General features: G+C 39.8%; 21 protein-coding genes and 2 pseudogenes. 4 read left to right on the top strand and 19 right to left on the bottom strand.

Features of this window, described 5'->3' with window-relative positions; genetic code table 11:
* Positions 1 to 113: 113 nt before the first annotated feature.
* From IGI47_RS01040 to rpsL, 10 genes are all read right to left on the bottom strand, one after another.
* Positions 114 to 1,013: a ketose-bisphosphate aldolase gene (locus IGI47_RS01040; protein ID WP_438783061.1), complete on the bottom strand. Its 900-nt coding sequence runs from the start codon at positions 1,011 to 1,013 to the stop codon at positions 114 to 116.
* Between the two features lie 15 nt (positions 1,014 to 1,028).
* Positions 1,029 to 1,880: a class II fructose-bisphosphate aldolase gene (locus IGI47_RS01045; protein ID WP_438783062.1), complete on the bottom strand. Its 852-nt coding sequence runs from the start codon at positions 1,878 to 1,880 to the stop codon at positions 1,029 to 1,031.
* A gap of 18 nt (positions 1,881 to 1,898) precedes the next feature.
* A complete protein-coding gene (locus IGI47_RS01050) occupies positions 1,899 to 2,963 on the bottom strand; it encodes a PTS fructose transporter subunit IIC (RefSeq protein ID WP_438783063.1) in 1,065 nt (354 codons plus the stop codon).
* A 14-nt stretch (positions 2,964 to 2,977) separates the two neighbouring features.
* Entirely contained in the window at positions 2,978 to 3,292 is a 315-nt protein-coding gene (locus IGI47_RS01055; protein WP_005880814.1) for a PTS fructose transporter subunit IIB, read from the bottom strand.
* 22 nt (positions 3,293 to 3,314) lie between these two features.
* Positions 3,315 to 3,800, bottom strand: coding sequence for a PTS sugar transporter subunit IIA (locus IGI47_RS01060; protein ID WP_311930698.1), 486 nt, complete (start codon positions 3,798 to 3,800; stop codon positions 3,315 to 3,317).
* A complete protein-coding gene (locus IGI47_RS01065; protein WP_438783064.1) occupies positions 3,784 to 5,271 on the bottom strand; it encodes a BglG family transcription antiterminator in 1,488 nt (495 codons plus the stop codon). The genes IGI47_RS01060 and IGI47_RS01065 overlap by 17 nt, the downstream gene beginning before the upstream one ends.
* Before the next feature lie 188 nt (positions 5,272 to 5,459).
* On the bottom strand, positions 5,460 to 6,647 hold the full coding sequence (gene tuf, locus IGI47_RS01070; RefSeq protein WP_005880819.1) for an elongation factor Tu: 1,188 nt from the start codon (positions 6,645 to 6,647) through the stop codon (positions 5,460 to 5,462).
* 174 nt (positions 6,648 to 6,821) lie between these two features.
* Complete coding sequence (gene fusA / locus IGI47_RS01075; protein WP_104660478.1) at positions 6,822 to 8,909, bottom strand: elongation factor G; 2,088 nt, start codon at positions 8,907 to 8,909, stop codon at positions 6,822 to 6,824.
* Between the two features lie 91 nt (positions 8,910 to 9,000).
* The gene (gene rpsG / locus IGI47_RS01080; RefSeq protein ID WP_005880823.1) at positions 9,001 to 9,471 is read right to left on the bottom strand and encodes a 30S ribosomal protein S7; all 471 of its coding nucleotides are present in this window, start codon (positions 9,469 to 9,471) and stop codon (positions 9,001 to 9,003) included.
* Positions 9,472 to 9,561: 90 nt separating this feature from the next.
* Complete coding sequence (gene rpsL / locus IGI47_RS01085) at positions 9,562 to 9,975, bottom strand: 30S ribosomal protein S12 (RefSeq protein WP_002294318.1); 414 nt, start codon at positions 9,973 to 9,975, stop codon at positions 9,562 to 9,564.
* Between the two features lie 310 nt (positions 9,976 to 10,285).
* Between rpsL and rpiA the strand changes: the two genes are divergently transcribed.
* The 3 genes from rpiA to gpmA all read left to right on the top strand — a co-directional run bounded on the left by rpiA (position 10,286) and on the right by gpmA (position 12,877).
* Positions 10,286 to 10,969, top strand: a complete 684-nt coding sequence (gene rpiA, locus IGI47_RS01090; protein WP_311930700.1) for a ribose-5-phosphate isomerase RpiA — start codon at positions 10,286 to 10,288, stop codon at positions 10,967 to 10,969.
* Between the two features lie 130 nt (positions 10,970 to 11,099).
* The gene (locus IGI47_RS01095) at positions 11,100 to 11,681 is read left to right on the top strand and encodes a recombinase family protein (RefSeq protein ID WP_005880827.1); all 582 of its coding nucleotides are present in this window, start codon (positions 11,100 to 11,102) and stop codon (positions 11,679 to 11,681) included.
* Positions 11,682 to 12,190: 509 nt separating this feature from the next.
* Positions 12,191 to 12,877 (top strand): 2,3-diphosphoglycerate-dependent phosphoglycerate mutase, encoded by a 687-nt coding sequence (gpmA, locus tag IGI47_RS01100; protein WP_081133709.1) that lies wholly within the window; start codon positions 12,191 to 12,193, stop codon positions 12,875 to 12,877.
* Between the two features lie 68 nt (positions 12,878 to 12,945).
* Here the strand turns inward: gpmA and deoD are convergent, their stop codons facing one another.
* Positions 12,946 to 13,653, bottom strand: coding sequence for a purine-nucleoside phosphorylase (gene deoD, locus IGI47_RS01105; protein WP_438783067.1), 708 nt, complete (start codon positions 13,651 to 13,653; stop codon positions 12,946 to 12,948).
* Positions 13,654 to 13,672: 19 nt separating this feature from the next.
* Complete coding sequence (locus IGI47_RS01110; protein ID WP_438783069.1) at positions 13,673 to 14,491, bottom strand: purine-nucleoside phosphorylase; 819 nt, start codon at positions 14,489 to 14,491, stop codon at positions 13,673 to 13,675.
* Positions 14,492 to 14,653: 162 nt separating this feature from the next.
* On the opposite strand from IGI47_RS01110, the pseudogene IGI47_RS01115 reads away from it, so the two are divergent.
* Positions 14,654 to 14,774 (top strand): annotated as a pseudogene (locus tag IGI47_RS01115) (DUF3788 family protein); the annotation flags it as partial.
* 55 nt (positions 14,775 to 14,829) lie between these two features.
* Here IGI47_RS01115 and deoB read toward each other — a convergent pair.
* The 7 genes and pseudogenes from deoB to deoC all read right to left on the bottom strand — a co-directional run bounded on the left by deoB (position 14,830) and on the right by deoC (position 22,619).
* A complete protein-coding gene (gene deoB, locus IGI47_RS01120) occupies positions 14,830 to 15,996 on the bottom strand; it encodes a phosphopentomutase (protein ID WP_311930702.1) in 1,167 nt (388 codons plus the stop codon).
* Between the two features lie 98 nt (positions 15,997 to 16,094).
* On the bottom strand, positions 16,095 to 17,051 hold the full coding sequence (locus IGI47_RS01125) for an ABC transporter permease (protein WP_311930703.1): 957 nt from the start codon (positions 17,049 to 17,051) through the stop codon (positions 16,095 to 16,097).
* Complete coding sequence (locus IGI47_RS01130) at positions 17,051 to 18,184, bottom strand: ABC transporter permease (protein ID WP_438783073.1); 1,134 nt, start codon at positions 18,182 to 18,184, stop codon at positions 17,051 to 17,053. The genes IGI47_RS01125 and IGI47_RS01130 overlap by 1 nt, the downstream gene beginning before the upstream one ends.
* Positions 18,177 to 19,739, bottom strand: coding sequence for an ABC transporter ATP-binding protein (locus IGI47_RS01135; RefSeq protein ID WP_311930705.1), 1,563 nt, complete (start codon positions 19,737 to 19,739; stop codon positions 18,177 to 18,179). Before IGI47_RS01135 ends, IGI47_RS01130 begins: the two co-directional genes overlap by 8 nt.
* Positions 19,740 to 20,387: 648 nt before the next feature.
* On the bottom strand, positions 20,388 to 21,476 hold the full coding sequence (locus tag IGI47_RS01140; RefSeq protein ID WP_104660472.1) for a BMP family lipoprotein: 1,089 nt from the start codon (positions 21,474 to 21,476) through the stop codon (positions 20,388 to 20,390).
* A gap of 65 nt (positions 21,477 to 21,541) precedes the next feature.
* Positions 21,542 to 21,940, bottom strand: a pseudogene (locus tag IGI47_RS01145) (cytidine deaminase).
* 16 nt (positions 21,941 to 21,956) lie between these two features.
* The gene (gene deoC, locus IGI47_RS01150; RefSeq protein ID WP_311930706.1) at positions 21,957 to 22,619 is read right to left on the bottom strand and encodes a deoxyribose-phosphate aldolase; all 663 of its coding nucleotides are present in this window, start codon (positions 22,617 to 22,619) and stop codon (positions 21,957 to 21,959) included.
* Positions 22,620 to 22,624: the final 5 nt, after the last annotated feature.

The raw sequence follows: 22,624 nt of genomic DNA on the forward strand, positions 1-22,624 counted from the left end.
ACAGGTTTCTACTAAAATATAGTATTATCTAAAAAAGATTCCTTCTATATATAATAGAAAGAATCTTCGTTAATTAGTAGGAAAGTCAGTACTAGAATCAACTCGGTCGTCTGCTAATTCAGTTCTTGGCGCCAAGGTTTGATATTCGCTTGGCGATAGAGTTGCGCTTGCCCAAGGGAGTGGAACAGCGTCATTTTTTGTTTAACCACTTTCTTCGCCTCTTCAATACATTCTGGATAGATGGCATTTGGATCCCATAGCTCTGTTGAAGCAAGTATCTCACGGCATTTTTTATAAAACGCATATTTATAATCAGAGGAGATATTCACTTTTTGGATACCGATCTGCACCGCTTTTTCGATCTCTTCATCTGGATTTGCTGATCCACCATGCAAGACTAACGGGATTGCTACTTTTTCTTTGATTTGTTCAAGGATATCCATCTTCAATTCTGGCTTTACATCTTTAGGATAGATACCATGCGCTGTGCCAATCGCTACTGCTAGAGTATCAATGCCTGTACGCGCAATAAATTCTTCTGCATCTTCCGGTTTTGTATAGGTGACCTTTGAGACACCCCCTTCGACTGAAGTTCCTGTATTCCCAATCGTTCCTAGCTCCCCTTCAACCGAAACACCTATTTTATAACAAATATCCACGACCTCTTTCGTCACAGCAATATTTTCTTCAAACGGCGACAAGGAACCATCGATCATGACTGAGCTGAACCCACAATGGATTGCCCGCATAATACTGGCTAGATTATCGCCATGATCCATATGGATAACAAATGGAACTGGACTATTTTTCACTCGGCTAACTGCATACTGGAAAAATTCATCTTTGGTAAAATCTAATTCTGTCGGATGGACTGCGATAATCGCTGGTGCATCGTTTTCTTCAGCAGCTTCAATGACTACTCGTAAGAAATTGCTGTCTGCTACATTGAATGCCCCTACTGCAAAGTGGTTTTCTTTGGCAATTTCTAATAGTTGATTCATATTGATTAACATTTTTTATCTCCATTCTTATGCTTTATTTTTAGAACCCGAAAGTTCGATATACACTTTTACTACTTCTTTTCCTGCTAAGGATGCTTGACGGAGCAAGTCAGGATACCCGATCGTCTGATTTTCTTTTAATAGTTGAAAAAGAGAGTTTTTTTGAGCCTTCATAAAATCTGATCCAACATTGATCTTATTGATACCTAATTTGACAGAACGCAGGATCACCGCCTCACCTGCTCCTGAACCCCCATGTAAAACAAGCGGTAAATGGGTTGCTTCTTTGATTTTGCTGATGATATCAAACTGAAACTTAGGTTGATAGCCTTTGGGATACTCTCCATGGCTCGACCCATAAGAAATGGCTAAACAATCCACACCAGTCTCATTAATAAAATGAATCGCTTCTTTAGGATCTGTATACATTTTAGTATCGGTAAACTGATCGCCGTTCACAGCACCCATATTGCCAACTTCTGCTTCTACGCTTGCATTATACGTTTGCGCAAACTGAACAATCATTTTAGTAATCTCGATATTCTTATGCAACGCATACCTCGAAGCATCCATCATGACGCTAGAGAACCCTTCATGTAGGCACTGTTTTACAAAAGCCACATCTTGCCCATGATCCAAGTTTAATGCCACAGGTACTTTTGCCGCTGTTGCCATGCGAATGATCGGCTTTGTTAAATAAAGATAGCTGAGATGTTCTTTCAAATGATCTTGTAGTAAATCAATGATAATCGGTGCATGCATCTCTTCTGCTGCCTGAATAGTTGCTTGAGCAGTTTCTAAATTAAAGCAATTGATTGCTAGGACTGCATAGTTTTCTCGATTTGCTTTTTTTAGCATTTCTTTCATTGAAACATACATGGTGTTCTCCTTTACTCGTTAGGATATTTTAATCGAAGAAAAATCGATTTGTTCTTCCTCTTCCGCTAATGTACTAGCAGCGGGCGCTTTTTTCAGTACAAATAATAAAATTCCTGAAACAACCGAGCCTATGAGCAACGCTAGAGTGAATTTCAACGGATCACTCATTGCTGGAATAATAAATACGCCTCCCGAAGGAACAGGAGAACCAACTCCCCAAGACATGCTTAGACCACCTCCGACCGCCGCTCCTACCGTACAAGAAATCATCACACGTATCGGATCAACTGCTGCAATAGGGATCATGCATAACCCCATTGGAAAAGCTAATTTGATATTGTCCTCTTCCTCCTTAGAATACTTTGTCTGACGTGCTATTATTGATAGGATCCACGAGATGGTGACGCCAAATGGCGGGACCATCGAAGCAAGGACTTTGACTGCTTCCGGTTCCTGCACACCTTCCAGCAATAATCCATCCGCAAATAATGAAGCAACTTTATTTACTGGACCACCAAAGTCAAAAGCTGCCATTCCCCCCACGATTGCTCCAAATAAAAATTTTCCAGAACCTTGTAACTCACGTAAAAATTCAGTAAGTGCTTCTGTTGCCCAAACAATCGGAATACCCACCACAAAGAACAAAAGGAGTCCTACGATCAGCGTAGAAACGAGTGGGACGATCATCATCGGCATCAATCCTTGTGCCCAAGCTGGTACCTTCATATGCTTCACTAAAAACAAAACGAAAAAGCCGACTAAATACCCGCCTAACATTCCACCTAAAAAGCCTGCCCCAATGGCATTAGCAATCAATCCCATAAATAATCCTGGGCCAATTCCTGGTCGATCAGCAATGGAATAAGCAATTGCCGCTGAAATAACAGGCGCCAATAAACCCATCCCTAATACACCTAAAGAAACCAAAGCATCTGGTACAGTATACGTTGCTTGATAATCTGTTATGACCTTTCCACCAGTCAAATTCCCGATTGCTATCAATAGTCCAGCGGTGACCACGATGGGCAACATATACGAAATAGCTGTTAATGCATGCTTTTTTAATTGCAAGTGCTGAAACATTCCACTTCTCCCCTTTACGTTTTATTGATTTCCGTCTCGATTTTCGCTATCAATCCTTTAGGTGCTTTGATCACCATACTCGTTGGTATTTCAATGACCTTTTTCCCACTGAAGCGTTCTTTGCCCCCAATTTTTATATCTGTAGCAAGGATCACCACGTCTGCCTGTGCGATTTCTTCTGCTGTTAGTTCATCTTCGGTTCCAATCGTTCCTTGTGTTTCAATGTGGACCTCATGCCCTAAACTTTTAGCGGCTTTTTCTAGTTTCTGCTTAGCGATATACGTATGGGCAATTCCTGAGGTACATGCGGCTACTCCAACAATCTTCATGTTTACTTTCCTCCTTTTTTTATTATTCAGATGGCTCTTTTGCTAGTAGAGCCATGAATTCTGTTTTAGTTGTTGCATGTATCAAGTTGTCAATAAACGTTTCTTCTGCTAAGAGCATGGCTACCTTTTGCAATAATTTGATGTGGACGGTGTTTGCATCTGTGTCTTTAACTGCAAACAATATGATCACTTGGACTGGCTGATCATCTAATGTTTCCCACTTGATCGGTGTTGAAACTTTACCGACTGCCAAGCATGTTTTAAGTACACTTTTGGATTTGCCATGGGGAATAGCTAAACCATTTCCAATACCTGTCATCCCCTCTTTTTCACGTTGAAAGACATCTTTTAAAAACTCGTCAACATTCGTGATACTACCGTTCTTTTCTAGTAATTCACTCAATTCACGAATTACTTCTTCTTTTGTTTTCGCTTTCATTTCTAGATAGATCAACTCCTCGGTGATCACATCAGCAATACTAAATTCTGTTTCATTTTTCACTTCCATTTTCTATCTCTCCTAACTTCTCTTTCACACGATTTTCGTCTTGTTTCGTAAATACTGAATTCACTAAAATCATCGGTGTTTCAGAAGAAATAGTGAGATGGACAGTCGTTAGAATCAAGTCGATATTAGCAAACTGTGTCTGATTTTTTTGATACTGGCGAGCAGATACAACAGCAATGATCTCTAATTCAGGAAATGCCTTTTTGACTTTCACTTTTAATAATTCAGAAGTCCCGACACCACTACTGCACATGATCAACACTCTTTTTTTTATGGGGATCAGTTCCTTGTATTTCACAAAATAAAGGATCAAGAAGCCGATTTCATCTTTTGAGATAGGGTTCGTATGGAATACTTGTTGAACCATTTGACTGACATAGGCTACTTGTTTAAATGTTTGGGTATATTCTGATTCGATATCATTCAATAAATCGTTTTTGATGATGATATGGTGTTTCAATCGGTACAATAGGGGTTGGATATGGTTGTATAGATCTTGCTGATACAATTCTTGATCAATAGCAATCCCCATTAGTTGACTCATATTCATAGAGAAAAATTGCGTGATCTCTTTCGCCTCACTGAATAGATTCTGATAGCTGATTGCGCCATTTTCTACTCTAGAAGACACCAAGTATTGAAAGAGATAAAATGTCTCACTTTCTGGTAAAGAGATATTTAGATAATTCCCCATTTTATCCATCACTGCACGTGCTAACTCATATAGTTCTTGATTGTATTGAATTATTCTCTGGTCTTCCTCTTCTAGGTACCAAGATTCATCTTCTAATTGAATGTTTCCTTCCCGACAACGTTTCAATAAAATATAAATATGTGAAAAGATATTCATCCCATAAGGATACGCAATTCCGCTGACCAATTGTTGCTCAATATATTCCAGCATCGTTGTAATAAAGTTGATATCAAATGAATTGGTCGAATAGTTATTTGTGAAAGATTGTTTATCCTCTAATAAATTGAAGCTCAACAACATGTTGACGACTTTGCGAATATTTCGTTCTGTCCCTTCGATCCCTACTCTCTGTCCGTGACGTTTGAGTTTCAGGTCATTGTCTTTCAAGAACAAGCTGATTTTATTCAGATCATTACTGATTACTGGATCACTGATGTAATAAGGATGGAACAACTCATGGATCAATAATTTTTTCGGTGATTTGAACAATAAAGTTAACAATATTTCATTTCTTCTTTCCAAAGGTCCCTGTCTACTTCTGCTTTCAGTATTCTTAACATTTTCTTTTAAATAGTTAGCATAATCTAAACGGAACCCTTTACCGACTTCTGCCAAAATGATATCTCCATGTTTAGATGCCTCGTTGATTTTTCTGATTGCCCGATAGATCGTCTTAGTGGAAACATTCGCAAATCCAGCTAGTTCTTGGGCTGTAAGGGTCAATCCATGTTTGATAAAACACTCGATCATTTCTTTTTCTCTTCTACTTAGCTGCATTTGACTCCCCCTTGTCCATAACTATAATCGAAATTCCTCTTATCTGATTTTTTGTTCTGTCCATTAATTTGGACAGTTGAAACATCTAGCTTCTCGAGAAAATAAAAAAAGCCTGGAATGAAGATCAAGAGATCTTTCATTCCAGACTTCAACGTCCGAGTAGATGTAACTTTTTAGGCTTAATTTAATTAAGCTTTGATTTCTGTAACGACACCGGCACCAACTGTACGTCCGCCTTCACGGATTGAGAATTTAGTACCGTTTTCGATAGCGATTGGGTGGATTAATTCAACTTCCATTGTTACGTTGTCGCCAGGCATAACCATTTCAGTTCCTTCTGGTAATTCAACAACACCTGTTACGTCAGTTGTACGGAAGTAGAATTGTGGACGGTAGTTAGTGAAGAATGGAGTATGACGTCCACCTTCTTCTTTAGTCAACACGTATACTTCTGCAGAGAATTTTGTATGAGGTGTGATTGTACCTGGTTTAGCTAAAACTTGTCCACGTTGGATGTCTTCACGTGCAACACCACGTAGTAAAGCACCAATGTTGTCTCCAGCTTCAGCGTAGTCTAATAATTTACGGAACATTTCAACACCAGTAACTGTTGTTTGAGCTGTTTCTTCTGCGATACCAACGATATCTACAACGTCACCAACGCGAACTTGTCCACGTTCAACACGACCTGTAGCAACAGTACCACGACCAGTGATTGAGAATACATCTTCAACTGGCATCATGAATGGTTTGTCGTTGTCACGTTCTGGAGTTGGGATATATTCGTCAACTGCAGCCATTAATTCAAGGATTTTTTCTTCGTATGAAGCGTCGCCTTCTAAAGCTTTCAAAGCTGAACCAGCGATTACAGGAACATCGTCACCAGGGAATTCGTATTCTGTTAATAAGTCACGAACTTCCATTTCAACTAATTCTAGTAATTCTTCGTCATCGACCATATCCACTTTGTTCAAGAATACAACGATGTAAGGAACACCAACTTGACGAGATAATAGGATATGTTCACGAGTTTGAGGCATAGGGCCATCAGCAGCAGAAACTACTAAGATAGCTCCATCCATTTGTGCAGCACCAGTGATCATGTTTTTAACGTAGTCCGCGTGTCCTGGGCAGTCAACGTGAGCGTAGTGACGAGCGTCAGTTTCGTATTCAACGTGAGCTGTTGAGATTGTGATTCCGCGTTCGCGTTCTTCTGGAGCACCATCGATTTGATCGTAAGCCATAGCTTGGCCGCCGTTTTTCTTAGATAGTACTGTTGTGATTGCTGCTGTTAAAGTTGTTTTACCATGGTCAACGTGTCCGATAGTACCAATGTTAACGTGTGGTTTAGAACGGTCAAATTTTTCTTTTGCCATTTTAAAATGTCCTCCTAAAAATACAATATAATTTTTTTTATTTGTCTGATAGGTATGTGGTAACCAGACGGTCACCCACATGCCCATATCATCGATAATTATTTTACACGAAACTATATTAAAAATATAGTCTCTTTGGATAATCCGTTAAACGGACGATCCGGTTTTAAGAAATTATTCAGCTTTTCCGCCGTTTTTCTTAATGATTTCTTCTTGAACTGATTTTGGTACATCTTCGTAGTGGTCAAATGTCATAGTGAAAGTACCACGACCTTGAGTAGCTGAACGAAGAGTTGTAGCATAACCAAACATTTCAGCAAGTGGAACCATCGCACGAACAACTTGTTGTCCGCCAGCGCGTGCTTCCATACCTTCAACGCGACCACGACGTGCAGTAACGTGTCCCATAACATCACCTAAGTAATCTTCAGGGATAACGACTTCAACAGCCATGATTGGTTCAAGGATAACTGGATTAGCTTTCTTAGCTGCTGCACGTAATGCCATAGAAGCAGCAACACGGAAGGCAGTTTCATTTGAATCGACATCATGGTATGAACCATCGTAAAGTTTAGCTTTGATATCAACTAATGGATATCCAGCTAAGACACCATTTTCCATAGCATCTTTCAATCCAGTTTCAACAGCTGGAATGTATTCACGTGGAACAACCCCACCGACGATCGCATTTTCAAATTCAAAGCCTGCGCCTTCTTCGTTTGGTGTAAATTCGATCCATACGTGACCGTATTGACCTTTACCACCAGACTGACGTACAAACTTACCTTCGGCTTGAGTGCCAGAACGGAAAGTTTCACGGTAAGATACTTGAGGAGCACCTACGTTAGCTTCAACTTTGAATTCGCGACGCATACGGTCAACGATGATGTCTAAGTGAAGTTCACCCATACCAGCGATGATTGTTTCGCCTGTTTCAACGTTTGTTTCAGCGCGGAAAGTAGGATCTTCTTCAGATAGTTTTTGCAAAGCGACACCCATTTTATCTTGGTCAGCTTTTGATTTTGGTTCAATAGCGACTTGGATAACTGGTTCTGGGAATTCCATTGATTCAAGAATAACTAGATTCTTTTCATCACATAGTGTGTCCCCAGTAGTTGTATCTTTCAAACCAACTGCAGCTGCGATATCTCCAGCGTAAACTTCAGAGATTTCAGAACGTGAGTTAGCATGCATCTGTAAGATACGACCTACGCGTTCGCGTTTGCCTTTTGTAGCGTTTTGTACGTATGAACCTGATTTCAAGACACCAGAGTACACACGGAAGAAAGTTAAGCGACCTACGAATGGGTCAGTCATAACTTTGAATGCTAAAGCTGAGAAAGGAGCGCTGTCGTCTGCTGGACGTTCAACTTCTTCATCAGTTTTAGGGTCAATCCCTTTGATAGCAGGGATATCTAACGGTGATGGCAAGTAAGCAAGAACTGCGTCCAATAATAATTGAACCCCTTTGTTCTTAAATGCTGAACCACATAATACTGGGTAGAAATCAACGTTAAGAGTTGCACGACGGATTCCTTCTTTTAACTCAGCTTCAGTGATTTCTTCACCTTCTAAGTATTTCAAAGTAAGTTCTTCATCAGTTTCAGCTACAGCTTCCACTAATTTTTCGCGCCATTCTTCCGCTAATTCACGATATTCTTCAGGGATTTCTCTTTCTTCGATTTCAGTCCCTAAGTCATTTGTATAGATTTCGGCTTTCATTGTTACAAGGTCGATAATACCTGTAAAGTCATCTTCCGCACCGATTGGTAATTGGATTGGATGAGCATTTGCTTGTAAACGATCATGTAATGTTGATACTGAATATAAGAAATCAGCACCGATTTTATCCATTTTGTTTGCGAATACGATACGAGGTACACCGTAAGTTGTTGCTTGACGCCAAACTGTTTCAGTTTGAGGTTCAACACCTGATTGTGCATCAAGAACTGTTACAGCACCATCAAGTACACGTAATGAACGTTCAACTTCAACTGTGAAGTCTACGTGTCCTGGTGTGTCGATGATGTTGATACGGTGACCCTTCCATTGTGCTGTTGTAGCAGCAGAAGTGATCGTAATCCCACGTTCTTGTTCTTGTTCCATCCAGTCCATTTGTGAAGCTCCTTCATGAGTTTCACCAATTTTATGGATTTTACCAGTATAGTACAAGATACGTTCAGTAGCAGTCGTTTTACCAGCATCGATGTGGGCCATAATACCGATATTACGAGTGTTTTGTAAAGAAAATTCTCTGGTCATTCTCCTTGTTTCTCCTCTCTTTACTATCTAGTTGCTAAAAATAAGGATACTTTCTGATGGTCGGTATAAAACCGACCACGCAGAGAGGATCTTACCAGCGATAGTGAGCAAACGCACGGTTGGCATCAGCCATTTTATGAGTGTCTTCACGTTTTTTAACAGAAGCACCAGTGTTGTTTGCAGCATCCATGATTTCTTTTGCTAAGCGTTCTTCCATTGTATGTTCACCGCGCAAGCGAGCGTAGTTAACAATCCAACGAAGCGCTAAAGTCACACGACGTTCAGGGCGAACTTCAACTGGTACTTGATAGTTTGAACCCCCAACACGACGAGCTTTAACTTCAAGAACAGGCATGATATTTTTCATTGCTTGTTCAAATACTTCTAGTGGGTCGTTACCTGTAGATTCTTCAACAATCTTAAAGGCGTTATAAATGATATTAGCTGCAACACCGCGTTTTCCGTCAACCATTACACGGTTGATCAAGCGAGTTACTAATTTTGAGTTATAAATAGGATCTGGTAAAACATCACGTTTTGCAACAGGACCTTTACGTGGCATCCGTAACTCCTCCTTCCGAAATAATATTCATAGTAATTGCTCCGCTACTTACTAAAGTAGAAGCAAGTTTCATTTGTTTAATAATTAAAATTAAGCTTTAGGTTTTTTAGTACCGTATTTAGAACGGCTTTGTTTACGATCGTTTACACCAGCAGTATCCAGTGCGCCACGAACGATGTGGTAACGTACCCCTGGTAAGTCTTTTACACGTCCACCGCGTAATAGTACCACGCTGTGTTCTTGTAAGTTGTGACCAATCCCTGGGATATAAGCAGTAACTTCAATTAAGTTTGACAAACGAACACGAGCATATTTACGTAAAGCTGAGTTCGGTTTTTTAGGTGTCATAGTACCCACACGAGTTGCTACCCCACGTTTTTGAGGAGAGTTCACGTTTGTTTGAGTTTTCTTAAAGCTGTTATATCCTTTGTTCAAAGCAGGTGAATTTGATTTTTCCACCTTTGATTTACGAGGTTTACGTACTAATTGGTTAATTGTAGGCATTCCTTGTTTCCTCCTTCCCACTATTCGCGTCTAGTTCCACACATCCAGGTGGTTCTTTTTTTGCGATAAAAAATAAATGCAATCTATGCATCTTTATCAAATATGCTTTGATAAACAGTCAGCACGCCTCTTAAATAGAGACCTGTAGATAAAGCACCTTGGTTAGAATATCATGAATAAAAAAGGATGTCAACTAGTGTTGTACTTTTTTTCAAACCAACAAAATACTCCAAATGTTTGGTATCTTTTTATACGGTTTCCATATAAAATAGCTATGAAAGATCAGACTCAAAAAAGGTGGAAGCAAAAAATGAATCTAAAACAATTAGCTGGTATCGAAGCTGCAAAATTTGTAAAAGACGGAATGATCGTCGGATTAGGTACAGGCTCAACTGCCTACTATATGGTAGAAGAAATCGGCCGTCGAATGCGTGAAGAAGGATTGAAGATCACTGGTGTAACTACTTCAAATGCAACAAAAGAACAAGCTGAAACACTCGGCATCCCTTTAAAGAGTATTGATGAAGTTACAGAGGTCGATTTGACGATTGACGGCGCGGATGAAATCAGCCAAGATTTCCAAGGAATCAAGGGTGGCGGCGCAGCACTTCTTTTCGAAAAAATCGTGGCAACTTATTCAAAACAAACCATTTGGATCGTTGATGAATCGAAACTGGTGGTTAAACTAGGCAAGTTCCCTCTTCCTGTAGAAGTCATTCCCTACGGTTCACAACAATTGATGCATATCTTCACTAAAAAAGGCTACAATCCTGTGCTCCGATCAACTGAAACTGGCGAAACCTTAGTCACTGACGGCGGTCATTACATCATTGACCTTCATCTTGATGTCATTGAAGATCCTGAAAGCTTAGCAACATATCTTGACCAACTCGTTGGTGTAGTCGAACATGGACTATTTTTGAATATGGTGACAAAAGTCATCGTCGGTGCCGATGGAGGCGTCACAGTGACCGATACCCCTTTTCAAAAATAGAAATTTTTTACGATTTCTGTAAAAAACGACGCGTTTAAACAAACATAAAAAAACTATCTTTTTAAAAGACTTTATGCTACATTCTTACTGTCATAGATAGTCAGAAAATCATTGCTAGAAAGGAATCACCATGAAGATTATTGGTTATGCACGCACAACCATAAATGATGTTGATCTAACATCACAGGTTGAACAACTCTCTAATTTTGGTTGTCAAGAAATTTTTCACGAGACATATGAGTCGAAGGATGCCATGTCTGATAACATTTGTTTAGAAAAAGTCATCAAAGAAATGCGCCAAGGTGATACTTTAGTAATCTGCCAGCTGCATCGTTTAGGAAAGTCGACCCGACAATTAACAGAACTAACGCAATTATTCAAAGACCGTGGGTTACATCTTGTCAGTCTTCACGAAGAAATCGATACTCGTGAACCCATGGGAAAAATTTATTTTCAGTTAATGGAAGGCTTAGCTACTATGGAGTGCTCATTGATCAAAGAACGCACTTTAGTAGGCCTCGACGAAGCACGTAAAAAAGGAAAAATTGGCGGACGACCAAAAATCGATCCAAAAACAATCAAAAAAATCCGCAGACTTTACTACGAGAAAAAAGAAACGATTCAATTGATTTCTTCAAAATGTGGTGTATCAGTCGGAACGTGTTATAAATATATCAACCTTCCAGAAAAAGAGATCCAGCAGTTATCTTAACCGATTGTGCCAACTCATTTTGACTGAAATAGAAAAAATGAATCTCTCCACTTAGTGAGGTTGAAGGATTATCGGACTTAGTGCCGTGGATCATACTGTAAGCAATGGTTATCCGAGGCAAGAGACTCTGCTCTAAAAAAGAAGTATCAAGAACATGAGAAGATGTTCTGATACTTCTTTTTTGTGTAGCGACCTTTTTTCAGAAAGACTCGTAAACATAGAGAAAATTTGTTCTAACAATGATGCGATGTACTTGTTATTTCCTAATTACCCCTATAAAATTTCGTTGTTTTTCTTTTAAAGTACCCTTGTTTACGAATAAATCTCTCACTAGGTGACTTGAAATGTAAAAAGTGCGTATTACGCTGTTTTTTGTTCTTTTATCTTCTATTGATCCTTTTCTCAAGGAACTAACTTCATTTTTCAATGGAAATCTAGGCAAAAAAATTGTACAATAAAGCAGAACTGAAATTTTCAGAAATAAAACCTATCTTAAAGGAGAGCTAAACATGCCAAAATTAGTTTTTTCTCGTCATGGTCTTAGTGAATGGAATGCATTAAACCAATTTACTGGTTGGGCTGACGTAAACTTAGCACCAGAAGGAATCGAAGAAGCAAAAGAAGGCGGACGCAAAATCAAAGAAGCTGGAATCGAATTTGACGTTGCTTATACTTCTGTTTTAACTCGTGCAATCAAAACATGTAACTTGATTTTAGAATACTCAGACCAATTATGGGTTCCTCAAATCAAATCATGGCGCTTAAATGAACGTCATTATGGTAAGTTACAAGGTTTGAACAAAAAAGAAACAGCTGAAAAATACGGAGATGACCAAGTACACATCTGGCGTCGTTCATACGACACTCTTCCTCCATTAATGGACGAAAGTGACGAAGGTTCTGCTGCAAACGATCGTCGTTATGCAATGTTAGACAAACGCGATATTCCTGGTGGCGAAAACTTAAAAGTTACTTTGGAACGTGCTTTACCATTCTGGCAAGACGAAATCGCTCCAGCTTTACTAGACAACAAAACTGTTTTAGTAGCTGCACACGGTAACTCTCTACGTGCTTTAGCAAAACACATTGAAGGAATCTCTGATGAAGACATCATGGATCTTGAAATCCCAACTGGTCAACCACTTGTTTATGAATTAAACGATGATTTAACAGTTGCTAAAAAATACTACTTATAATCAAAAATTATAGGTCAAAAAAACCTTAGGAAATCAACTTACCCGTTGATCCCTAAGGTTTTTTCTTTTTATTTTGCAATCGCTGTTTCCAAACCAACTTCGATCATTTCATTGAATGTTGTCTGACGTTCCTCTGCGGATGTTTCTTCTCCAGTAATCAAATGGTCACTAACTGTCATGATCGCCAGTGTTTGAACATGGTATTTTGCACCTAAATAATATAAGGCAGCTGCTTCCATCTCAACACCTAAAACACCTAGTTCAGCTAATTTGAATGTCTCAGTCAAATCATCTTTATAAAACGTATCTTCTGAAAGTACGTTGCCAACATGTGTTCTATACCCTTTATCCTTCGCTAGTCCATACGCCTTTAATAGTAGATCGAAATCACTGATTGGCGGGAAATGAAATGCTTGAAAATTCTTTTTGATCATGGAAGAACTAGTAGCTGCTCCTTGTGCCAAAACTAAATCGCGAACATGGACATCTTTTGATAGTGCGCCACAAGTCCCTACTCGGATCAATTTCTTCACATCATATGAATGGATCAGTTCATGGGCATAGATCGTTGCAGAAGGCATCCCCATTCCTGTTCCTTGCACAGAAACTCGTTCTCCTTTATACGTACCTGTAAAGCCAAGCATTCCACGAACCTCGTTATAACATACAGGGTTTTCTAAAAATGTTTCAGCGATATACTTTGCCCGTAATGGATCTCCTGGTAGTAGGATCTTATCTGCTATTTCTCCCGGTTTTGCTTCGATATGCACACTCATATTCCTTGCTCCTTTTGTTTTATAGTAACACTAGCACTTCTTTGATCAGTGCTTTAAAAGATTGTTTGACACGTTGTGTAGTTTCTACTACTTCTTCATGATTCAGATTTGCTTGCATTCCTGCTGCAAGATTCGTAATACATGAAATCCCTAATACTTTCAAACCACTGTGTGCCGCTACAATCACTTCCGGAACCGTAGACATACCGACAGCATCTGCCCCCATTGTTCGTGACATCCGGATTTCTGCAGGCGTTTCATAAGTTGGACCAGAATATCCCATATATACGCCTTCTTTTAGATTCAATGCTAAGTTTTCCGCTGCTTTTTGTGCGATTTCACGATAGCTAGCTGTGTACGCATCGCTCATATCCGGGAAGCGCGGACCGATTTCATCATCATTTGGTCCAACCAATGGATTTTGGCCAGTGAAATTGATATGATCGGTAATCACCATTAGATCGCCAGGAGCAAATGATTCATTCACCCCACCACAAGCATTTGTGACTATCACTGAGTGTGCCTTTAATGCTGCCATGACACGAACGGGATATGTCACTGTCTGCATCGAATGGCCTTCATAAAAATGGAAACGTCCTTGCATCGCTAATACTTTTTTTCCTGATAACGTGCCGTAAACAAGTTGACCTACGTGCCCAACAACTGTTGATGTTGGAAAGAAGGGAATCTGATCGTAAGGAATCGTGATAGCTTCTTCGATTTCCTCAGCTAATTCACCTAATCCTGAACCTAGGATCAAACCAAAATCGATTTCTTTTACTCCTTTTGACTGAATAAATTGCGTCGTTTCTTGTAACATTTCGCTTAATTGGGTCATTTACTTTCTCCTATTTTAAAAATTTTTCTCTATTGATCATTTGTAGAATTCTTCATTTTGTTCAAACAAATGGTCTCCACATTCTCAACAGCTGATTTTTATCATTTAAAGCAAGATGGCTCTTTTACCAAATCCTTTACATGAACTCTTCTTGAATCGAGATTGGGACAGAAGTGTTTAACTCCGAGAAATAAGAAGAAATTAATGAAAATTGCTTTTTCAAATTTTTGTGAATTTTGACTTATTTCCGAGAGAGTTGCTTCTGCTCCCACCGTTTATTCGTTTTTAAAGTATGCGACAAAAGTGTTTCTTACTTTTGTCCCACGCTCGTTTTTTAATTATTTCAACAGTTTCAAGAAACTTTCGCCATTTTCAGTTGCTGGAACATCGAAGTTCTCTGCGATCGTTGCAGAAATGTCAGAGTAGTATCCTTGAGGTAAGCTGCCTTGTTCCTTCATTTTTTTGCTGTAGACAAGTAATGGAACATATTCCCGTGTATGGTCTGTTCCAGAGAATGTTGGATCGTTCCCGTGGTCAGCCGTGATCATCAGCAAGTCATCTTCTGTCATTGCATCCAATAATTCAGGTATTCGTAAATCAAAATCTTCGATCGCATGTGCGTACCCTACTACATCACGACGATGACCATACAAGGCATCAAAATCAACTAAGTTCGTAAAACTGATCCCTGTAAAATCTTTTTTCATGACATTTAGCAATTGATCGACACCATCCATGTTGCTCTTCGTGCGAACAAATTCTGTTATCCCTTGACCATTGAAGATATCGTTGATTTTTCCAACAGCAATTACATCTTTGCCTGCATCTTTCAATGAATCTAATACCGTATGGCCAAATGGATCTAGTGCGTAATCATGGCGGTTACTTGTCCGTGTGAAGTTGCCTGGTTCGCCGACATAAGGACGGGCAATGATCCGACCGATCATATATGGATCATCTTTCGTGATGTCACGGACAAACTGGCAGATCCGATATAATTCTTCTAAAGGAATGATTTCTTCATGTGCCGCAATTTGCAAAACTGGATCTGCTGAGGTATACACGATCAAATCGCCTGTCTTCATTTGATGTTCGCCGTAATCATCAATAACAGCGGTTCCACTATATGGTTTGTTACAAACTATTTTACGACCGGAAAATTCTTCGATTTGTTTTAGAAGCTCCTCTGGAAATCCATTAGGGAACACACGAAATGGCGTTTTGATATTTAGACCCATGATCTCCCAATGTCCTGTCATCGTATCTTTACCAACAGACACTTCTTCTAATTTTGTCGCATACCCCTGATGATCAGCTACAGCTTCTACTCCTTCTAATGGACGGATCGTTCCTAGTCCCAATTGTTCTAAATGAGGAATGGTCAAACCTGCTTCTTTTGCGATGTGGCCTAGTGTATCTGAACCTTTATCACCAAATTTTTCTGCATCAGGTGCTTCTCCGATTCCAACTGAATCCATGACGATCAAATGTACACGTTTAAACATGAATATTCCTTCTTTCCTTTTATTTTTTAACTATATAAATCAAAAAGGACGAGCCGAAAAATAGTTCCCGTAACCCGCCCTTTTTATGCACTAAAAGTTTATTTTGATTTGATATAATTTTTGCCGTTTGCTTTAGGCCCAGATGCTTTTCCTAAGAAAATGACCAAAACGATGATCGTTAATAGATAAGGCGCGATCTGTAATAAAACTGGCGGTATTGAAGAAATCACTGGCAATTGTGCGCCGATGATACTTAAGCTTTGCGCAAAACCGAAGAATAAAGAAGCGGCCATTGCGCCTAGCGGATTCCACTTACCAAAAATCATTGCTGCCATTGAAATGAACCCTTGCCCAACAATTGTTCCGGCAGAAAAATTACCTGAGATAGACTGTGCAAAAACAGCGCCGCCCATTCCTCCTAGAAGACCTGAGATCAATACACCTGAATAACGCATCGCATATACATTGATACCTAGTGTATCTGCGGCTTGAGGATTCTCACCAACCGAACGTAGACGTAGTCCAAACTTGGTTTTAAAGATGATAAACCACGCAAGAACAGCAATCAAAATCGCACAATAAGCTGGTAAAAAGGTATTTTTAAAGAATATCGGTCCAATCACAGGAATATCTGATAGACCTGGGAAGGAGAAATACCCTAAGTTTACGGAGATGTTATCCGTTTGACCTTTACCATACCATGCTTTGATTAAAAATACACCTAATGCGGGAGCCATCAAGTTGATGACCGTACCACTGATAATGTGGTCTGCACGTAAACTAACCGTTGCTACTGCATGTAGCAAGGAGAATAAGACACCGACGATCCCACCAACTAGGATAGCGATCCAAGGCGTCATTGCACCTAATTCAGGGCTCATCGTCAAGTTGAAAACAACCGCACTAAATGCACCCATGACCATGATACCTTCTAAACCTACGTTAACGATCCCACTGCGCTCAGAAAAAGTTCCACCTAAAGAGGTTAAGATCAAAGGCGTTGAATAAACGAGTGTAGATGTAAGGATCAAAGCAATCAATTCGACTGTTGACATTAAAGCTCTCCTCCTTCTTTATTCTGACTTGTTGGGTTCGACTCGACCGTTGCAACGATTGCTGCTTGTTTCTTTCCTTGGAATAGTTTCGCCATGATAAAGCGAATCAAGAAATTGATTCCGACAAAGAAAATAATCAAGGCGATCGAAACATTCACGATCTCAAATGGTACTCCTGCACCTGTCTGCATTCCCAGTCCGCCGATCTTCAAGATACTGAACAAGATCGCTGAAAGAAGGATTCCAATTGCTGATCCAGAACCTAATAACGAAACTGCCATCCCATCAAAACCGATGGATAGTGAAGTGGTTTGAACGAAGAAGTTTTGATATGTTCCTAGTCCTTCAACTACCCCACCTAACCCTGCTAAAGCGCCTGAAATCACCATAGATAAAACAATCGTACGCTTGCTACTCATCCCTGCATACTCCGAAGCAAAAGGATTCAATCCGACCGAACGCACTTCAAATCCCAGCGTCGTCTTCTTCATAAGCAACCAAACGAGGAACAAAGCAATAAGTGCTAAAAACAATCCTGCATTTACACGGGAACCACCGAACATTTGAGTAAGCCAAGGCACTCTCAATGAGGCATTTTGTCCAACTAAGTTTGATGAATCCAAACTAGAACGGTAGCTTTCCGGCATCATATCGTGTAAAGCGAATGTGCTAAGGTAAAGTAAAATATAGTTCATCATGATCGTTACGATTACTTCACTTGTTCCGAAAAAGGCACGTAGCAAACCAGGAATAGCTGCTGCCATTGCTCCTGCTAAGGCACCTAAGATCACACAAAGTGGCAATAAAACCACTTTTGGCAGATCAGGAAATGCCAATGCTACCCAGACACTAACGATCCAACCGCAAAGCGCTTGTCCTGAAAGCCCGATATTAAAGAAGCCCGCAGAGTTAGCTACCGAGAAACCTAACGCTGTAAAAATCAAAGGCGTTGCTTGTCTTAATGTCTCTCCGATACTTCGTTGTGAACCAAGTGAAGCATTCAACATCGAAGAATAACCTTGAATTGGGTTGAATCCAAAAGCAGCCATCAAAATAGCGCCTAAGATCAATCCTAAAATTACTGAAAATACCGGTACTAGCAGATTACGAAACTTCTCACTGCGATCATTCATGTGCGCCACCAACCTTTTCTAACTCTCTTCTTGCTTCTTCCAAAGAATAGCCCGCCATAAGTAATCCTAGTTCATTTTCAGATGTTTCTTTTGGATCAACGATACCGACGATTTTTCCTTCATGGATCACGGCGATTCGATCCGACACATTCAAGATTTCTTCCAACTCAAAACTAATCAATAAAACAGCTTTGAATTTATCTCTTTGTTCAATCAAACGTTTATGAATAAATTCAATGGCTCCTACATCTAGCCCCCGAGTAGGATTCGCAACAATCAATAAATCTGGATCACGATCCACTTCACGTGCAATGATCGCTTTTTGCTGATTTCCACCTGAGAGTGCTTTTGCCGGTACGATTTCATTTGTTGTCCGTACATCGTACTCTTCGATCAAGTCACGTGCATGCTCGTTGATGACTGAGTAATTCAGTAACCCATTCTTACTATATGGTTTTTGATAATACGTTTGTAAAGTGATATTTTCAGCTAAAGTCATATCTAATACCAGTCCATATTTATGTCTATCTTCAGGCACATGACCTACGCCAGCCTCTGTGATTTTACGCGGTTTCTTATTGGTGATATCGTCACCCTTCAAGCGGATTGTGCCGCTTTCTGCTTTTCGCAAGCCTGTTAATGCTTGGATCAACTCAGATTGACCATTCCCGTCGATCCCCGCAATCCCTAGTACTTCACCAGCCCGTACTTCTAGGCTAAGATCTCTGACTGCGTCTAGTCCTCGATTTTCTTTGACTACTAGATTTTCAATGGACAATACTACTTCTTGCGGACGTGCTTCTTTCTTCATTGTTTTAAATGAAACGGTACGTCCCACCATCATATCTGCTAATTGTTGAGAAGAGACATCTTTCACATTGACTGTACCGATCCCTTGTCCACGTCTGATGACAGTACAACGGTCAGCTACAGCTTTGATTTCGTCTAATTTGTGCGTAATCAAAATGATTGATTTGCCTTCCTTTACTAACTCTTTCATGATAAGAATCAATTCATCAATTTCTTGAGGAGTCAATACAGCGGTTGGTTCATCAAAGATCAATACATCTGCTCCACGATAAAGTGTTTTTAAAATTTCGACCCGTTGCTCCATCCCTACAGAGATGTCACGAACATAGGCATCTGGATTAACCGACAACCCATATTGCTCTGAGAGTTTTTTGATTTCTTCACGAGCTTTGCGGCGATTAAGCACCCCTGCTCGACTGGGTTCGCTACCCAAAACAATATTTTCTGTAACCGTAAAAGCATCCACTAACATAAAATGCTGATGGACCATTCCGATACCTAGCTGATTAGCTTTTGTTGGGCTTGTAATCTTCACTTCTTTTCCATGCATCAGGATCTCACCTGAAGTCGGTTCTAAAAGACCCGATAGTACATTCATCAATGTTGATTTCCCGGCACCATTTTCTCCAAGCAAAGCGTGGATCTCACCAGCTTTCACTTGTAAATTGATGTTGTCATTTGCCTTGAATGTACCAAATTGTTTGGTGATATTCCGCATTTCTATGACAATATTTTCTTGAACCACATTTTTCACATCCTAACGATTTCTGTCTAGGCAACGATTGACAAAGATTTCTATTTCTATATAAATCTTAAAATGAAGCAAAATACTTCAGGGGATTGTTCCCTTATCAAGAGGTTGTGAAAGAAGCGCTTTGTCCTGAGCAATAAAGATGAAAAACTCGAAATAGTTTCTCATATTTTGAGTTTTTCATCTTTATTGCCGAAGGACAGCTTCTTGAACACCATTTAATAGAGGTTGTGAAAAGGCCGTTTTGCTCCGATGACAATTAAGAAAGAATTTTTTTAAATAGCTTTTCATATTTTTAAAAATTCAGGCTTATTTCAAGGAGTTGGCCTTTGAACACCATTTAACAGTGGTTATGAAAGAAGCACTTTGCTCCGATGAGACAAGACGTCAAGAACAACCCACTTCTTACAACACCTTGATAAAGAAACAATAGATCGAAATATATTTATTCATAGAATATAGGACAAAAGTAAGCAATACTTTTGCCTCACACTCTAAATATGAATAAATGGCGGGAACAAAAGCCCCCCTTCAAAAAATAATCTGAAAATCCACAAAGATGTGAAAAACAATTCCCGTGAATCCCTTCTTATTTCTCGGAGTGAAACACTTCTGTCCCGACCTCTATCGAATAAAACTTAATTAGCTTTTAGGAGTTTCTGGTACTTTGATATCTCCTGAAATGATTTTTTCTTTTGCTTCATTCACTGCTTTTTTCGCTTCATCTGAAAGTTGACCTTCAGTGATACCCACACCGTCTTCTTTCAATCCATAAACTGTGTGTTCGCCACCAGGGAATTTACCGTCAGCTGATTTTTGTGCTAGGTCTTCTACAACAGTTCCCACACCTTTAAGTGTAGATGTCAACGTGAAGTTTTTCTTTTCCCCATTTAAAGTGTAGTCGCCTTCGTCAGATTGGTCACGGTCAACACCGATTACCCAAACTTTTTTGTCGCCAGATTCATTCAATGATTTAGCTTCTTGGAATACACCGTTACCAGTACCACCTGAAGCATGGAAAATGATATCCGCGTTTTGAGCGTACATACCTTGTGCAATTGAACGACCTTTATCTGGTGCTGAGAAGTCACCTGCATATTGGTTCAAAACTTTTACTTCTTTATTCAAAGCTTTCGCTCCAGCATCAACACCAGCTTTAAATCCAGCATCAAAACGATCGATTACTTCACCTTTTACCCCACCGATAAATCCAACAATATTTGTTTCAGTTGTGTATGCCGCTGCAATCCCTGCAAGATAAGAAGCTTCGTTATCTTTAAATGTTGCTGAAACGACATTGTCTTTTCCTTCGATTACGTCATCGATAATCGCAAAGTTTGTTTCAGGATTAGAACCAGCTTGTTCTTCGATTGCAGGTTTTAATTTATAACCAATCCCAAAAATTGTTTTAAATCCGGCATTCAAGGCTTGGTCGATGTTTGGAATATAATCTGATTCATTTGATGATTGGAAGTATTGGAATCCATCATTTCCGCGTGAAAGATCATGGTCTTTCCCCCAAGCTTCTAGACCTTCCCAAGCTGACTGGTTGAATGAACGGTCATCGACACCACCTGTGTCTGTGATCAATGCTGCAGTTGTTGTTTTTGAAGAGCTGCCTCCACCAGTGGAATCAGTAGAGTCTGAATCGCCGCCGTTGCCACATGCGCCCAATAATAACCCAGCAGATAACGCTACAGCACCTAAACCAAATAATTTTGCTTTTTTCATTTCTGTAAAGCCCCCTAAAATAATTGTTTTATTTTTCAACAGTCAGCTGACTGAATGAACGTGAGTTATAAATCTTTTTCTGTAAATGCGTAAGGTAACAATCCCTCCACAGTCGTGGATTTCATGACACCGTCATCGCCAATCAAAGTTACTGGCATATCCGGCGAACAAAATTCAGCCATGACTTGCCGACAAGCACCGCAAGGAGAAATCGGATCTGGTGTATGCCCAGACACAACCAAGTGTGTAAATGATCTTTCTCCTTCAGAGATTGCTTTGAAGAATGCTGTACGCTCGGCACAATTTGTTAAGCCAAATGATGCATTTTCGATGTTGATTCCTTGATACGTTCACCCTGATTCAGTCACTAAACATGCGCCTACAGGAAAATGGGAATAGGGAACGTAGGCTTTATCCAAGGCCTCTATTGCAGTATCGATCCACTCTTGTTTCACTTCTGACATAAGCTTCTCCTTAAAATTAGTATCCTTCACCTGTTGAGCCAGACATGATCGAAACGCCTGCGCTAGTACCGATCCGTGTTGCTCCAGCTTCAACCATTGCTAAAGCTTCCGCTTCATTATGGATGCCACCTGATGCTTTCACACCCATTTCTGGGCCTACAGTTTGACGCATCAATCGAATATCTTCTACTTTGGCACCACCAGTTGAAAAACCAGTAGATGTTTTGACGAAATCTGCTCCAGCTGCTTTCGCAAGTTCGCAAGCTTTGATGATTTCTTCATGGTTTAGTAGCGCTGTTTCAATGATCACTTTCACTAATGCACGATCTTTGGCTGCTTCAACTACTGCTTCGATATCTTGTTGTACTTTTCCATATTGTTGTGATTTCAATGCACCAATATTGATAACCATATCTACTTCATCTGCGCCGTTTTCAATGGCATTTGTTGTTTCAAAAGCCTTTGTTTCTGATGTGTTAGCCCCTAGAGGAAACCCAATCACTGTGCATACCGCTACCGGTTCACCTTTTAGATTTTCTTTTGCTAAAGAAACCCATGTTGGATTGATACAGACAGAATAGAAATGATATTTCTTTGCTTCTTCAATGATACGCATGACATCCGTTTCTGAAGCATCTGCTTTTAAAATTGTATGGTCGATCATTCGATTCAATTCCATTTTTT

The organism is Enterococcus sp. AZ191, assembly GCF_051713845.1.
Taxonomy (GTDB): Bacteria; Bacillota; Bacilli; order Lactobacillales; family Enterococcaceae; genus Enterococcus_B; species Enterococcus_B durans.

What these genes read in the sequence shown, in the direction of transcription:
- IGI47_RS01040 (WP_438783061.1), bottom strand. Translation starts at nt 1,013, where the DNA reads ATGTTAATCAATATGAATCAACTATTAGAAATTGCCAAAGAAAACCAC.
- IGI47_RS01045 (WP_438783062.1), bottom strand. Translation starts at nt 1,880, where the DNA reads ATGTATGTTTCAATGAAAGAAATGCTAAAAAAAGCAAATCGAGAAAAC.
- IGI47_RS01050 (WP_438783063.1), bottom strand. Translation starts at nt 2,963, where the DNA reads ATGTTTCAGCACTTGCAATTAAAAAAGCATGCATTAACAGCTATTTCG.
- IGI47_RS01055 (WP_005880814.1), bottom strand. Translation starts at nt 3,292, where the DNA reads ATGAAGATTGTTGGAGTAGCCGCATGTACCTCAGGAATTGCCCATACG.
- IGI47_RS01060 (WP_311930698.1), bottom strand. Translation starts at nt 3,800, where the DNA reads ATGGAAGTGAAAAATGAAACAGAATTTAGTATTGCTGATGTGATCACC.
- IGI47_RS01065 (WP_438783064.1), bottom strand. Translation starts at nt 5,271, where the DNA reads ATGCAGCTAAGTAGAAGAGAAAAAGAAATGATCGAGTGTTTTATCAAA.
- tuf (WP_005880819.1), bottom strand. Translation starts at nt 6,647, where the DNA reads ATGGCAAAAGAAAAATTTGACCGTTCTAAACCACACGTTAACATTGGT.
- fusA (WP_104660478.1), bottom strand. Translation starts at nt 8,909, where the DNA reads ATGACCAGAGAATTTTCTTTACAAAACACTCGTAATATCGGTATTATG.
- rpsG (WP_005880823.1), bottom strand. Translation starts at nt 9,471, where the DNA reads ATGCCACGTAAAGGTCCTGTTGCAAAACGTGATGTTTTACCAGATCCT.
- rpsL (WP_002294318.1), bottom strand. Translation starts at nt 9,975, where the DNA reads ATGCCTACAATTAACCAATTAGTACGTAAACCTCGTAAATCAAAGGTG.
- rpiA (WP_311930700.1), top strand. Translation starts at nt 10,286, where the DNA reads ATGAATCTAAAACAATTAGCTGGTATCGAAGCTGCAAAATTTGTAAAA.
- IGI47_RS01095 (WP_005880827.1), top strand. Translation starts at nt 11,100, where the DNA reads ATGAAGATTATTGGTTATGCACGCACAACCATAAATGATGTTGATCTA.
- gpmA (WP_081133709.1), top strand. Translation starts at nt 12,191, where the DNA reads ATGCCAAAATTAGTTTTTTCTCGTCATGGTCTTAGTGAATGGAATGCA.
- deoD (WP_438783067.1), bottom strand. Translation starts at nt 13,653, where the DNA reads ATGAGTGTGCATATCGAAGCAAAACCGGGAGAAATAGCAGATAAGATC.
- IGI47_RS01110 (WP_438783069.1), bottom strand. Translation starts at nt 14,491, where the DNA reads ATGACCCAATTAAGCGAAATGTTACAAGAAACGACGCAATTTATTCAG.
- deoB (WP_311930702.1), bottom strand. Translation starts at nt 15,996, where the DNA reads ATGTTTAAACGTGTACATTTGATCGTCATGGATTCAGTTGGAATCGGA.
- IGI47_RS01125 (WP_311930703.1), bottom strand. Translation starts at nt 17,051, where the DNA reads ATGTCAACAGTCGAATTGATTGCTTTGATCCTTACATCTACACTCGTT.
- IGI47_RS01130 (WP_438783073.1), bottom strand. Translation starts at nt 18,184, where the DNA reads ATGAATGATCGCAGTGAGAAGTTTCGTAATCTGCTAGTACCGGTATTT.
- IGI47_RS01140 (WP_104660472.1), bottom strand. Translation starts at nt 21,476, where the DNA reads ATGAAAAAAGCAAAATTATTTGGTTTAGGTGCTGTAGCGTTATCTGCT.
- deoC (WP_311930706.1), bottom strand. Translation starts at nt 22,619, where the DNA reads ATGGAATTGAATCGAATGATCGACCATACAATTTTAAAAGCAGATGCT.